The sequence below is a fragment of the Ignavibacteriota bacterium genome (assembly GCA_016713565.1).
Classification (GTDB): Bacteria; Bacteroidota; Ignavibacteria; order Ignavibacteriales; family Melioribacteraceae.
Window position 1 is genome coordinate 319,809 of the sequence record JADJOX010000003.1, and the last position, 15,513, is coordinate 335,321.

A 15,513-nucleotide genomic window follows, 5' to 3' on the forward strand; every position below is an offset into this window, starting at 1 on the left:
ATTATTCAGATCCTTTATTATTTTTAATTAAATCCATAATTTCGTTTACCAAAATTTCACCGGTTCTTTCACCCAAACTTGTTCTGGAAATATAATTATAGGTATTAAAACTGTTGAAATCTTCTTTAGTTAAAATGTAACCGTAAGCATCATTTGTTAGACCAAACAAAAATGGATTTTTTGTTTTCATTTTTCTTTTGATGTAAAAGCCGATATTCGGAAGTGCCTCTCCTGGAATTGTAATGATTTGTGCGGTTCCGATATTAATCAAATTTATTGTTGTCGATATTTGTTCTGCGTTTGGAATTTTGTAATCAATTATTGAGTGTTTGAGAATAAATTTCATCAAATCTGTTTCAATTGGAAAGGTTACTTCCTTTGAAGCAATATTAATAACCGGATCTGTTTGAATTTGCGCGTCTGAAATAATTCTTAATGATTCATCAGCTAATAATTCACCAATTCTAATGCATTCATTCCAATCATTTGCTTCTTTACCATCATCAAGTCTGTTATCTGCCGTAACCATTCCACCTTGCGCGCTATTTAGAAATATTGCGACTCCGCCTTCTTTAGATTCTATTTTATTATATAAAGGTCCAATAAGATCAGGCGTACAAATTCCACGTTCACTTCCAATAACTTCAGGATGAATTGCATAATTAATAAGTGTTGAAATTACATTATTATCCTTTGTAGAAATGAACTGCATTATACCGCATCTTGGATCGTATAACTTAGGGGCATAAGAATTATAGGCAATTTTCCCTTTTATTTCATTAACTGAAATTTTAAGTTCTGCGGGTTTTATATTATTTAAAGCCTCGTTTATGGCTTCAGCAGTTTTATCTACAACAAATTGGATGTAATTTAAATCGGCGCCGCTGTTTCCTTGTTCATCGGCAAAACCATATAAATCGGGAGCGCTGTGCGTATGAGTCGCGCCAATTAAAATATTTTCCGGTTTAATTGATGGAATTTTTTCCCTAATTCTATCTCCAATTATTTTGGGAACTCCTAAATTATCAATTGAGACAATAGCAATTTTTACTTCGCCTTTAATTATAACCAATGCGCGAGTTGTTAATTCACCTTTTTTTATTTCCGCAGTATTGGGTATTCCAACTCCGCCGGAAACCGGAAGCAGCGGATCGGGCGTAATATTTTTAACCGAAGCACCAACTTGAAAATTTTGTGCGGAATAATTCTGTACAATAATAAATGACAGCAATAAAAACATTACAATTAATTTTTGATTTTTCATTTTATCTTTCCGAATTATTTAAATTTTTTCCGGGTCTAATAAAACATATTTAACCGTTTTTCTGTTCCATGTATAAACTATATGAACTTTACCGTCGTTTGCCTGAATTACCGAAGGATATGAATATTCTTCTTTATCTGTATTTTTTGCATCCGAAACTTTTTCCAAATCTAAAATTTTATTCCATGTAATTCCGTCATTGGAAATGGCAATTGATAATGGAACTCTGTCTCCCCAATTTTTTGTAGTTGGATTATAAACCAATAAATGACGACCGTCCTTTAAAGTAACAGCGTCAATACCGGAATTAGGATTGGGTAAATTTAACGATCTCATTTTATCCCATGTTTTGCCATTATCATTCGACCAAACTTGTGAAATTACTTCATTTTCAGTTCTACATAATAATTGTATTTTATTATTTTGATGAATTAAAATCGTTGGTTGAATTGCGCCAAATTCTTTTCCGTCGTTTAGATCGCCCGAAGTGCTCCAAGTTTTGCCCAAGTCTGAACTTTTTTCAATTTGAATTTTCCAGCCATCATGTTCCGTGCTTGTGGGTGAAAGAATCAAACCATTTTCCAATTGCACAGGCTTGTTTTTAATTGGACCGTAAATTTCTTTTGGGAGTAAAACAGGTTCGGACCAATGTTTTCCATTATCGGTTGATGTTAAATAAAGTCCCCACCATTCTCTGGGACTTGGACCAACTTTGTAAAATAAAAATAAAGGTCCATTTTTTGGTTGAAATAAAACCGGATTCCAACAAGGAAATCTGCTTCCGTCTTTTTGAACTCCGTTTACAACTTCAACAGGTTTTGACCAATTGTCATTTTCCTTTATTGCTACCCATATTCCAACATCGGGATTTTTTTCATGTGTTCCGCCAAACCAAGACGCGACAATGTTTTTTCCGCTTACGGCAATTGTTGAGGCATGGCATTGCGGAGTTTGCGCATCAGATATTTCATAAATAAATTCTGATTTGATGATTGCGGAATTATAACTTTCAATATTATTTGAACATGAAAACGCGGTTAAAATTCCAATAACAAAGAAAATCTTTTTTTGTATTTTATTTTTTATTTTCATAACTAAACTTAATTATTTTAATAATATAACCATTTTGTATCAACGGTAGGGACTAAAAATTCTCCCGTAAAATTCTTAATAACCAAAACCGATGTTTCATTAGACTTATTTGTATCGTTCAACTGCAGTTTATTTAAAAGGTCATAATTAATCCAAACATCATATTTTTTCTTAAATTCTTCAAGGTCTTTATCTATAATGGCTTTATGCTTTTCGAACAAAATCGCGTTATAGACATCATCTTTGTATTTATAAAATTTTGTCGTATCAACATCAGATATTGGCAGTTCTTTCCATCTATGTTTGAAGTAGCTTTTCATTTCTTCATCCGTAACATTTATGCTTTGTACTAAATGATCTCTGAAAACATCATAGGTCCATTTTTCTTCCCAAATCTCCAGATCATTTTTGACTTTTGAAGAATCTAAAAAACCTTCATTTTTAGCAATGTCAATAAACTTTTTGTTTTTTATCATTGTTCCAATTTCAGTAATAAGCCTATTTTTTAGATCATTCAAATCCTTACTTTCAATAATATTTTTCCTATGATAATTCATATAGTTTAAATAGTCTTCAACAGTTGTTGTTCCATCAACCGAAGAATACAATTTTTGCGGCAATAATTTTTTAAGCTGTTTCAAATAATTTTTGGAAGTATCGGAAGTCTGCTGCAAATTTTTAACTATTGAACCTTTCTTTGTGACGCCGGCGTCAATCCATTCCATCATGGGCTTAAGCATTTGATCAATTGTTGAATTGCTCAATCTTATATCCAATGGTGTAAGCAGTGAATCCATTACTTTATGAACAATTTTATCAGATTCAACATTATAAAGTCGAACATACATTTTTTTTCGTTTAGCGCCGTATTTTAATTCATCGGTTTTGATTGCTTCTCTTTTTATTTCAATTACTTGAAAAATAGCGTATCCATTATTGAACGGAACGGGTTCGGATGGTTTTCCCATTTCTAAATTTTGAATATAAGCAAACATTTCCGGAGGCATCTCCATATAATCCATCCAATCGCTTTCAAAATTTTCCCTTTTTACATTTTTAACTTCCAATTTTTTGATCTGCTTGTCAATATAATCACCTAAATTTGATAAAGAAGCTTGATCATAGACTTCGGCAGCTTTTTGTAATGATGGAGTTGGATAGATGAGCAGTCTGAATTTCACACTCGCTTTTTTTAACGCGTCTTCAACTTTTTCATCAGGAACTTTAACTTTAGCGTGTACATGTTTAAGATAAAATGATTCAAGCAAATTATTTTCGGTTCTATTTTTCATTCTATCGGAAACATATTTGCTTTTATTAAAACCTTGCGCGTATCCTTCATTTGAGATTAGGAGTTCATTAATCATATAATCCAAATATTGTTTTCTTGGGTTTGGTCCCAGTCTTAAAGTCTTTAAGCTGAATTCATAACTTGATTTAAATTCATCGGCAGTTATAATTTTATCGCCGACTTTAGCGATAATTTGATCTTCGGGAATTTTATCACTGGAGCATGATAAAAAAAATAACCCGATCACTAACAGAATGACCGGGTTAAAAATTTTGTGAATAAGAATTTTCAAAATTACACTTACCTCTGATTTTTACTACTTAATAATAGCAAATTTTCCTCTTTGTGTTTTCAATCCTTTTGATTCAACAACAAAGAAATACATTCCGAAAGCAACTTCCGGTCCGTCTTCTGTTGTTAAATCCCAAGCGTGTCTTCCAACATCATACGCGTCTTCGTGTTCAATCTTTTTAACTAATTCACCGCTTGCGGTAAATATATAAATTGTGCATTTAGGCGGCAGATTTACAAAGTCAACACGTCTTTGAGAATTACCTGCCAGCTCATATATTGCCTCAAGTGTATTTGCTGCAACATAAGGATCTGGTACAACATATACTTTTTTATCTTCTGTATATTTAACATCAGTAGCTTTCCATTCTCCACCATCAATAGTATAGTAGAATGTATCCTGCTCGGTTGGATTCCTTATTGTTCTAAAACTATAAACATCTCCAGCGGCAGGCGGAATAACAGCTGGGTCTTTTCTCGCAAAATCAGGTTTCAAAAATCTTAAATTATAAGAAGCATACTGTTTATCATTGCCCGTATATGTAGCCGGTCTTGGAAATCTGATTACAATTCTTGTACTGTCCCAAATTTGACCATACATTTCAGGTGGCAGATAATTTCCATTTGTACGATTTTTCTCATAAGCCACGCTAATTTTCATTTTAAATTTATTGTTTGGATCTGTTACATCCCAAACCGCAAAGTTAATTGGATAACTTGTAAAAACTAGAGAATTTAACGGAGCATAGGAAGTATCAACAACGTGATCATAAACTACAACGTCAAAATCCCTTGGCAATGCATAACTTCCCGGTGGCAGTTCTATTGCATTACAGCGTAAATTGGATTTTGTATCTGTTGCCCATTGTTTCCATGCTGTTGTTGCTTTGCCATATTTGTCCCAAGTAATAACTTTTATTTCTCTTTCAGTATCATTATCATTATCTACGATATCTTCAGATGGAAAATCAAAATCATATTTAATTCCTTGGTACACACCTTTTTCCATTTCTTTATAAGCATTATCATGGAATGCTGATGGACCCGGGTAAATATAGTTAAACATTGTATCACCAGTAGAAATGTTTATACAGGTTATACCTCGAGTACTTCCCCATTTATAAAGCGGTGTTTTATTTGTTAACCATCCATCATCCTTGAAAGTTAATCGATAAGTTTCACCTAAATGATCTGAAGCATGATTTTTATTGTAGACATCAATATTAAAGGTACCACCCCTTGCATATCCGCTTGCATGATTAATCTTTAAAGAATCAACAAACGGTTCGGTATAACCAGCTGCTGATTCCATAGGTTTGCAAACAGCGGTATTTCGATCACGATATACAACGTCGCCTAATTCGTTTACTGTAATATTAAATGCGCATTCACTCGGCATTGCCTGAAGCGGGTAATATTCAGAAACAATTCCTCTATCATAGAAATCAAAATCATTACCTGCATCAATTGAAGTAACCGCATAATAATAAGTTCGTCCATTATCAACTAAAGTATCTACATAAGAATGTTTTAATCCACTGTTATTTCCCATATCATAATGAACACCTAAATTGGGGAATGGAATTGGATGAGCCCCTCTTAAACCGTCATCTGATCTGTCAAAAATTTCTAATGGTTCAAACAGCAAGACATTTCCAAATGCATCTGTAACTGTCTTGATATCAAGAAAATCCGGATCTGTACTTTTGTATAATCTATATCCGTTAAAATCCAAACCAAAAAACGGATCTTTCGAATATTCGGCTTCTGTATCCCAGTATAATTGTACTTTTCTATCAGATACGTTGGATATTAATGTTGGCTGCAATGGCGGAGTCAAGAACTTATAATTATCATTATAAATACTTTGCATTGTAGATTTATTTCTGACAATATCTTCTTGATCTTCACCCATTAAAAGCGCAATAGTAAATCTTTTCCAAACCGGTCTTTGGGCTTGCTCAAGTGCGTCTGTTGTTTCCAATTTTACATCTTTTGCGCCAAATATAAAAACTATGTCATCATCTGTTTCTTCAATTTCAGGATCTTCAACTTTGCTTAAATATTTTTCCCAAAATCCCTTTTGATTTCTTAATTCCTTATTTGATTCATAAACATAAATATGACCTAAACCAGCTTGATCAGCTTCGTCAATATCAGTAATATCGTAATTAGGTTCTCCAATATCTATTCTTCCGTTTGTTTCGGAACCGTCTGCATCCGGTCCGGGCCATCCGTTTTCATCAGGTCCAATACCATCGGTTCCTCTATCATCATTTACGGGTTCAAAATCAAGTTTATCATTTTTATTTAGATCTTCGCCCGGATCAAGAGCTCCATTAAGATTTTTATCTTCTGTATCCCATTTGCTATTTCCCTCCGTACCGGCAATGTTTAATAATCCTGTATCACTGAATGGCCGCCAATCGCCATCATTATCAATTTTATCAAACATACTTTCATCTACTAAACCGTCTTTATCATCATCAACAGCATTATCTTCAATTCCCGGACTTTCCAAGAAAGCAAATCCAAATACGCCAACTTTTTGGTAAGTATTTAACTGATCAGGGAATTTATGCCATTGATATAAAATATCAAAAGCCAATCTACCTTCATCTCCTGTTCCAAATTCGGCAACAACATAATCTGTAGCGTTAAAGGTACCCTGAACAATACTAGCGTCTGCCCACATACCAGTAACAACTCTACTCAAAGTATAATCGCTGTAATTTCTAATTCTGTAAACCGAAACCAAAATATCTTCAGCCAATGGATGAAACCATGCATATGATCTTGATTCTACTTCAACACCCATTCCTCTTATACTTAATTTATTTACGTCGGGGTCTTTCCATTTAGTTGTATTTGGTGTTCCGTCAGAGTTCTTCATTGGCCAATATCTTAAAGTAGTATAATCTTCCCAATAATCATTTTCATGATCGTCCATCATATAAACCGTTTCTTGATCAGCAATTGTGCCGGCTTTATACTCGCCATTCCATTTTCCGGCTCTGGGTCCTGCTGTAATTGTTCTTGGCGGTCTGCCTGCCGGCGGTCTAGGATCACCAATATAAGATCCACCCGGCCAATATTGCGGCCAAGTTCTTTTATCTGTACTAATCGCCATACTTTTCAAAATACCTGAAGGCGGATCAAGATTTAGATCAAGAATGCCGTTGAAATTAACATCTTCACTTGGAGCAAGTTCACCGTCACCGTTAACATCTTCATTTATTCCCCAAATGTAACCGTAAAATCCATCATTAAACCAGCCTGGTATCGGCTGCCAAATTTGCTGGTGTGTTCTATCGGATGACAACTGTGCAACCGTTGCATTGCTAACGTGAGGCAAATAGGCATCGCTTAAAATTCCAAACTGTTCGCCATCCCATGTTTCAGGAACTACCTTGCCTTCCAAAGCAGACATATCAGTTACGTAGGCTGCAACCAAAAAATTAGCTGCCGAGACATAATTCAATCCTTCGCTTCCTGGCCATCTCATACCTACTCCGCCCTGCATTCCGGCATCGGTAATATTTCCAACATTCCAAGCTGATGTATAAATTAAGTTTCTGTCAAATAGTCCTCTTGCCCAATATCTTGCCCAATGCATTGGATGTGAATCGGATGTTGATCCGGAAACCTGGGCATATATTACGCTTGATGAAGATACAAAAGTTAAAATTGTTAGAAATATTGTTAAATATAATTTTAAAGTATCTCTAAATTTTATAAGTAATAACACTTAAAATCTCCTGTTTACTAATTCTATAAAATTTTATTTTTTAATATGCACTAATTCCAATTGAAAATCTATTTACCGAACTTAATACGCCCCAATCAGACCAAGAATAGTCTACAATTATAGTTGCCATATCAAGAATTTTATAATTTAATCCGGCGCCTAAAGTTAAACCGTTTTGGGCGCTTTCTGCGAATAACGATTGGTATCCGGCGCGTAAGTAAAATGCGTTTAATACTTTGGCTTCCATTCCCAAATCAACAGTTTCAACATTATTGCTCGGGTGGTTAAGATTACTTGCAATGGTTATGGCATTACTTTCATTTAGATTATATTGATACGCAATTCCAAATCTGAATAATAATGGAAGCGCATAAGTTTCTGTCGCAAGATTTATTGGCACATTATCATTATTTAGATAAATTGTTTTTCTACCGTCAACATCAATAATGCCTGTTAAATCTCTGCCGGATAATCCGAATTCAGCACCCAAATTACTAATTGTTCCGCCTAACTTTAATCCTTCAATTGGCGTTTGAAATAAAATAGCCATATCAAAACCAATTGCCGATCCGCTTACATGCCAAATACTTTGTCTAAAATATTTAGCTCCAACGCTTGCAGAAACTCTGTCCGTTATATTCATTGCATAATACAAACCGGCGACAAAATCAGACGCAGAATATGTTTCACCGTTACCTTCCGGACGAAAAACAGTTCTAACAGGATTTTCACCATAATTCAACATTGCTAAGTGAAAGCCTAACGCTCCGCCTAAAGACTGCAGCGGAACTACAAAACCTAAAGAACTTAAATCAGTGTCTACGAACCAATCCGTTTTTGTAACCTGTACGGAGATAGATGAAAGCTGAGTAATCCCAGCAGGATTCCAATACAGTGCCGAGGGATCATCCGCAATTGCAACAAAGGCACCACCAATTGCTTCCGCTCTTGCACCTATTCCAATTCCCAACATTGCCGCAGCGCTTGAACCGCGTTTATTTGCATCTGTATTGTAGCCCAAATCTTTAGAATCAACTTGTGCATTAACATTTACCGCTAAGCAAAAAATGAGAAATAATAATAGTAATTTTTGTGTTTTCATATATCGTCTTTTAATTTTTTTTCTAAAATTGAATGCCTAACCCAACTTGAATAAATCTTGGTCGAGAATACCAAGACGGATTATAATCAGCTTCTTCATGTGTAAAAGCTCCAACTTCATCAATTCTTTCGTATCGTCTTTTTCCAATTTCCGGAATATATGCGTTTGGACCAGCTTCTCCGGTAATTGAATTAACAACATTTTGTTCAAGATGATTAAATATGTTATAAACATTAATACTTGCAATGAAATCTAAATTAAATAATGTAAAACCGTTAGAAAGTTTCATGTCAACGTTCCATCTAATTGGTCTACGATCAATATTAGCCCACCAACCACTTGGAAGCTCCAAAGCATAATCTATAGTTGAAGGCGTATACGGCAATGCAGAACCTAATCTGCCCAAAATACTCAGTACTGTTCTGTCCCAAGGTCTCATACTGAAAGTAGCATTCAAAGAATGTGTTTGATCCCAATCTAAAAATTCAATATTTCTTGTTGCTAAAGTATAAGCTCCTTGACTTGGTCCGGAAAGTATTTGTACGGCTAATAAAGCATCAGATGATGAAGATGAGCCTTTTGCAACCATATAAGTATAATCCAATCCGCCGGAAAATCTATTATCTGCTGATCTGTAGTTTAACGCGAACGTAACACCTGAAGAATGACCATATTCTTTATTTATATATCGGCTAAAAGCAGTCGCATTGCTGAGTGTCAATAATTCAATACCCAATAAATCGCGAATATCTTTATAATATACGCTCATTTCCATCGAAAGCTCTTGCGTAAGAGTTTGCTGAACGCCAATTTCATATTGAACAGTTTTTTCAGGTTTTAAATTCGGATTTCCAATTGTTCTATTTGCAATGCTGAATTGATTGTAGTGAGGAAGAACCGGATTGTCAAACATTTTCTCATAACTTGGAGTTTGGAAAAAATGTCCGTACGAAAGTCTCAAAGCTCCGCCATCTGAAATTGGGAACGATAATCCCAATCTAGGACTAAACTGATATTTACTTTTAACATCTACATAATATCTATCATCACCAACTAGTTCCGGCAAAACATTTGAGTAAGTCGGCGCATATCTATCTCTGGAATCAAAATAATCAAATCTGAATCCCGCATTCAATACAATTTCACCCATATTCAAAGTTGTTTGTGCAAATGCAGCGCCTTCTATAGGTTTCCTCGAATAATCTACATAAAATAAATCATCGGCAGAACTATCGGGACTTGCCTCTCTTAAGAGAATTGTACCGTATAAATAATTTCTTGTAGCTTCTTTAAATTCATTATATGGCAGCTCAAATGCTCTAATTTCACTTTGAGTATAAGGGAACTGCATAATTTCGTGACCAAGAACTTCTTTCATTGGAGCATTTTTATAATGAATGTTGTATGATTTACCTTCAAAACCAAGTTTAACTTCTAAAACCTTGTTTATCTGCCATGTAAGATCACCGTTTACCAAATGAATTTTTTGTTCGAACCAATTTCTATCCCAGCTTGCGAGACCGCCGTAATCAAATCCCGTGCTTGCTCCCGGATCCCATTGATTAACTGCATTTAATTGGTATCTTGGATCTTGCGCGTTTTCATACATATATTCTTTTTCATCATTCATTTGGAATGAATAACGCAAATTGTAATAAATATTATCAGTAGGTGTATGTGTAATAACAAACATATGTGTCATGTTATTTGTATAAGTAGTCGGCAAAGCGTCAGGGGCAAATTTCCAACTATTACTGAAATCTTTTGATTCGATATTGCTGTAAAATATGCTATATGATGTTGTCAGTCCGCCAAACGGCTGGTAAACCAATTTAGTGTTAAAATTGTAGTTCTTGTAAGTTTCCATATGAACAATGTCGCCATTACCTGTATGCAAAGAATCGGGTAATGGAATTACCAATGGATCGGGAGGATCGAATCTTGCTCTATACCATTCTCTGTAAACTGCAATTTCCCAACCGTCTTCAGGCATAAATCTTCTTTGACCATTTAAATATCCTTTTGAATTTTCAATTCTTCCATTTACCAATAAACCTAATTTTCCCAAACTTTCAGGTAAAAATTTGAATGGAGCAGAAACTGAAAATTTTACTTCACTTTCATTAAAAGGATCGAAATCTGTCAAACCGCCAATGTACATAGGAGAATTTGGCGAGTAATATCCGCCTGATAATGCTTCAATTGTACCAGAGTAAAACTGATCCGGTACTTTTGTAACCACATTAATTACACCGGATTGTGCTGATCCGTATTCAGCGTTAAACGTTCCGGTAATAACTTGGAGTTCCTGAATAAAATTATTTTCCACATTAACATTTGAACCGCCGCTTTGACTAAAAGTATTAGTAACCGGAACACCATCAATCATATATGAAATTTCTCTAGATCTGCCGCCTCTAATGTGCAAATTACCGCTGGCATCTTTAATTACGCCGGCTTGCAGCTGAATTACTTCATCCAATGTGGAAACCGGCAGAGATTCAATCTCATCGCTGTTTACATATGAAGCCGAATTGGTTCTGTCCAATTCAACGGCTTCTCTTTTTGCTTCAACCAAAACGACTTCACCTTCAATTACCGCTTCTTCCAATTTAATATCCACATCCACAGTTCTATCGATATAAACGCGAACGTCTGAAATTTCCAATGTTTTATAGCCGATCATTGAAAATCTCAAAGTATATGTATTGGGCTGAAGGTTTATTATTATATATTCACCATTAACATCAGTTGCCGAACCTATTCCTCCGGCATTTAATACAACTACGTTTACACCGAATAAAGGTTCGCCCGTTCTTGCATCTATTACTTTTCCGCCAATCTTTCCGGTTGAGCCGGCAAACAATGTTAAGTGTGATAGAAATATAATTGATAGTATGAATGAAAATATTGATTTGTTATTGAACAATATCATTCTAAACTCACTATTGTTAAAATAAATTTGTAAAATGTTTAATCAAAAAATAATTATTTCAGTTATGTTTTACTTCGTTAAATTTTGCTTATTTTTTTGTTCACTTGCCTTTTTAATTGACTCATCAAAATTAGAATCAATAAACTTAAATTTATATTTATTTTTAAGATAATTTTCAAATTCAGAGCGCAGTGATTTTTCTTTTTCCGCTCTATATTTAACTTTTTCTAAATTCTGCAAATCGGCTGCATTTTTCATTGCTTCTTCAACTTTATCTTTTACTTCTTTTTGATAAAGTAGCGATCTCAATAATGAAGACTTCATTATTTCAATTTGATTCTGCAATTCGCTGTCAACAGTATCATTAGATTCGCTGACAAATTTTGCAATAATATGCTGCTCTTTAATTGTTGTAAATCTCTGCCAAAATTCGCTTCTGTTTGTAGGTGATTTTTTTCTATCGGCAAATATATTTGATAGTAATATTTTACCGCCGTTATATTCCGCCAATACCAAATTAGGATTAGTTTTTAAAATTTCTTCAAAATTTAGGTCAGCAGAATTTGAACTTTCCAATTTTTTTAAAAAGTTTTCAATTTTATCATTGTAAACTACCAAATTATATTGTTGAGATAATTCTTCAACTTTATTATCAACATACTTTTGAATATATATTCTTCTGCTATGAAAAAGTGTTTGCCAAATTTTTTGCTTTATTTCATCCAATGGAGGAACTTGTACTTCTCTTTTATCACCTTTATATAAAATATAATAGCCACCAATTCCTTTGAATGGTTTAGAATACGTAAAATCTTTGAGCGTATCCATCACTTTTCTAATTTCTTCATCGCCAATAGATTCTCTTATTATCCATCCTAAATCACCACCTTTTTTATTTGTAGAAATATCCTGTGAAAAATTAGCTGCTACTTCTTCAAATTTTTTACCTTTTTGCAATTCTGAATATGCCGAATTTATTTCTTTCAACTGAGATACATGAAATTCATCAGAGGATGAATCGAGAAAAGGTCGCATTATATAACTCATTCTATATTGAGGTGTAAATTCAGAATAAAATTTATTTACCACACTATCGGTAATCATTTTCTCACTAATCTGCTTTTGAATATAATTTTGATAATACAAGCGACGCTGATTATTTTCAATAATGCTGAGATAAGTTGAATCCTTATCGATGTTTTTGGAAAGAGCTTCGATTACTGAAATTTTTTCAAGCGCTTTATTTGAAACTATTTCTTGTAGATTTTCTATTGTCGGCTGCTGATCAGGTTTAAATTTTGTGCTTAGCAAAAAGTGTTCAATGTATTCACTTTGTAAAACATTTCCGTTCTCAAATTCCGCAAGCTGGGGGTTTTCATTTTTTGATAAACAGCTCCAAAAAGAAAACACGGAAATGATCAAAATTAATATATTCTTTAACAGTAGTTTTCTCAACATAGAGTTTTATAATTTATAATGAATTTAAAAGATAAAACTGTGAATGGAGAATTATCCCCATTCACAGCAAAAGATGAAATTACTTCAATAGTACCATTCTTTTGGTAATTGAGTTTGAACCTGCTTCCAATCTGTAATAATAGATACCGCTTGGAACGCTGTTTCCAAATTCATTTTTACCATTCCATACAACTGAATGATAACCGGAGATCATTTTACCACTTACAAGTGTTTTTACTTTTTGTCCTAATGAATTATAAACTACCAAAGAAATTTCTGAAACTTTTGGAACTGAAAAACTAATATTTGTTTCTGGGTTGAAAGGATTCGGGTAGTTATTGCTTAGTACAAAATTATCTGAAATTATATTTTTAGAATCTTGTTTAACATCTGTTAATACGGTTATTTCACCGCGAGTTGTAATATCAACACCCCAATCATCAATTGGAGTTTCATTCATACCGCAAATAGCAATTACATCACCAGCATTGAAATAATCCACACCGGTTTTGTTTTTATAGTATGTTTTAATTGAACGCAATGACATACCAACTTCGATGAAATCATTTCCCCAAGCGTGTGCCATCCAATCTGGATTTCCGTCAATTATTGTTTCATCATCGCTTGAATTACATAACAATAAACCGTCATGTTGAAGAATGGTTGTACTGTCTTTATCCATAACTTCAAAATTGGAAATTTCATAATCTGAGCCAAGGTCTGTTTGACTTTGGTATTCTGAATAGTCAGCAATCCAATAATCTAATCCTCTAATTGGCGCAGCGCCTTCATTAGCGACTTTCCAATCATCATTTGTTCTGCCGCCCCATTCCAACATAACCTCTGCGCCTAATGCTGCTTGTCCTTCAACAGCTTGTGAAATCAAATAACCAACAGGAGTATAATGAGCTTCGTACCAAGCAACATCCCATCCGGTTGTAACATCATTATCTATATCCATTAAAATATGGTAGTAACCTCTTGATTCCGGATAGATAACGCCGCCGTGGTCATTTTGATAAGCATTATTTGGCCAGCAAGGTCCGCCCCACATTCTTAATAACCAGTAAACGTTTTCACCGTCAATTTTAGCTTTTACTTCTTTAATATCAACAATATCACTTACAACGGCGCCAACTTCTGCAGGAAAAACACCGTCTTCGTTATTTGGAGCGCTTAAAATAACAGGTAAACCAGCCCAGTCAGAATCATCACCGTCAAAGGTAAATACATTTGGACGAGTTGTCATTTCAGTTGGTAAAGTATATTCGCCTCTCGTTGTCATATCTACACCCCAATCATCGATTGGAGTTTCTGTCATACCGCAAATTCCAATTACATCACCGGGATTAAAATAGCTGATTCCTTTATTAGCAAAATATTGCTTTAAAGGAGTTAATTCAAATCCAAATTCCAAGAAATCATTACCCCAAGCATGACCTACCCAATATGACATTTTATCGCTAACTAATGTTGGGTCATCGCTGCTGTTTATTTTTGCTGATCCTTGCCATCCCATCATTTTTGCAGAATCTGCATTTGGAACGGAAATATTCAACATTTCATAATCAGAACCTAGGTCTGTTTCACCATTATATTCAGAATAATCAGCAAACCAATGATCAATTCCTCTAACAGGAACCGCACCTTCGTTTGCGACTTTCCAAGCATCGTTTGTTCTGGAACCCCATTCCTGCATTACTTCTGCGCCAAGAGCTTCTTGACCTGCAACGGCTTGAGAAATCAAATATCCAACAGGAGTATAATGTGCTTCATACCAAGCAGTGTTCCAGCCAGTTGTTGCATCATTATCAAGATCAATCAAAAAGTGATAATAACCTCTTGATTCGGTATAAATTACGCCGCCGTGATCATTTTGATAAGCATTATTTGGCCAAGCCGGACCGCCCCAAAATCTTATAAGACCAAACATTACGTTACCAACTACTTTAACTTTTGCTTCTTTGATATCTACGATATCACTAACACAAGCACCAACTTCTGCCGGAAACACACCATCTTCATTGTTTGGAGCTGAGAATAAAACCGGTTCAGAAACCCAATCCGTATCGTCTCCATCCATGAATATTTGTGAATAACCGTTAGAATAAGAAAATAGCACAACCAACATAAATAAAAACAGCAAAGGTTTTTTCATACTGCCTCCCGTTAAGTGTTTTAGATTATTATTTGAATATAGCTTTCCATTCATATTACTGTAAAGATTTTTTTTAAATTTTTCTTGGAATTACTTTTAATCGATCTAAATTAGTGCAAACGATTGCGCTATTCAATGTTAACAATATTTATATAGATTGTCAAGTGAAAAAGC

General features: G+C 34.4%; 8 protein-coding genes. All 8 read right to left on the reverse strand.

Features of this window, described 5'->3' with window-relative positions; all coding sequences use genetic code 11:
- Position 1: 1 nt before the first annotated feature.
- The gene (locus tag IPK06_04075; protein MBK7979188.1) at positions 2-1,240 is read right to left on the reverse strand and encodes a hypothetical protein; all 1,239 of its coding nucleotides are present in this window, start codon (positions 1,238-1,240) and stop codon (positions 2-4) included.
- A gap of 42 nt (positions 1,241-1,282) precedes the next feature.
- Complete coding sequence (locus IPK06_04080; protein MBK7979189.1) at positions 1,283-2,356, reverse strand: exo-alpha-sialidase; 1,074 nt, start codon at positions 2,354-2,356, stop codon at positions 1,283-1,285.
- A 17-nt stretch (positions 2,357-2,373) separates the two neighbouring features.
- Positions 2,374-3,939 (reverse strand): hypothetical protein, encoded by a 1,566-nt coding sequence (locus tag IPK06_04085; protein ID MBK7979190.1) that lies wholly within the window; start codon positions 3,937-3,939, stop codon positions 2,374-2,376.
- A 24-nt stretch (positions 3,940-3,963) separates the two neighbouring features.
- Positions 3,964-7,686 (reverse strand): hypothetical protein, encoded by a 3,723-nt coding sequence (locus IPK06_04090; protein ID MBK7979191.1) that lies wholly within the window; start codon positions 7,684-7,686, stop codon positions 3,964-3,966.
- A 40-nt stretch (positions 7,687-7,726) separates the two neighbouring features.
- Positions 7,727-8,788, reverse strand: a complete 1,062-nt coding sequence (locus IPK06_04095) for a PorV/PorQ family protein (protein MBK7979192.1) — start codon at positions 8,786-8,788, stop codon at positions 7,727-7,729.
- Between the two features lie 22 nt (positions 8,789-8,810).
- Positions 8,811-11,723, reverse strand: a complete 2,913-nt coding sequence (locus IPK06_04100) for a TonB-dependent receptor (GenBank protein MBK7979193.1) — start codon at positions 11,721-11,723, stop codon at positions 8,811-8,813.
- 69 nt (positions 11,724-11,792) lie between these two features.
- Complete coding sequence (locus tag IPK06_04105) at positions 11,793-13,181, reverse strand: peptidylprolyl isomerase (GenBank protein MBK7979194.1); 1,389 nt, start codon at positions 13,179-13,181, stop codon at positions 11,793-11,795.
- Positions 13,182-13,260: 79 nt separating this feature from the next.
- Positions 13,261-15,393 (reverse strand): T9SS type A sorting domain-containing protein, encoded by a 2,133-nt coding sequence (locus tag IPK06_04110; protein ID MBK7979195.1) that lies wholly within the window; start codon positions 15,391-15,393, stop codon positions 13,261-13,263.
- Between the last annotated feature and the right edge of the window lie 120 nt (positions 15,394-15,513).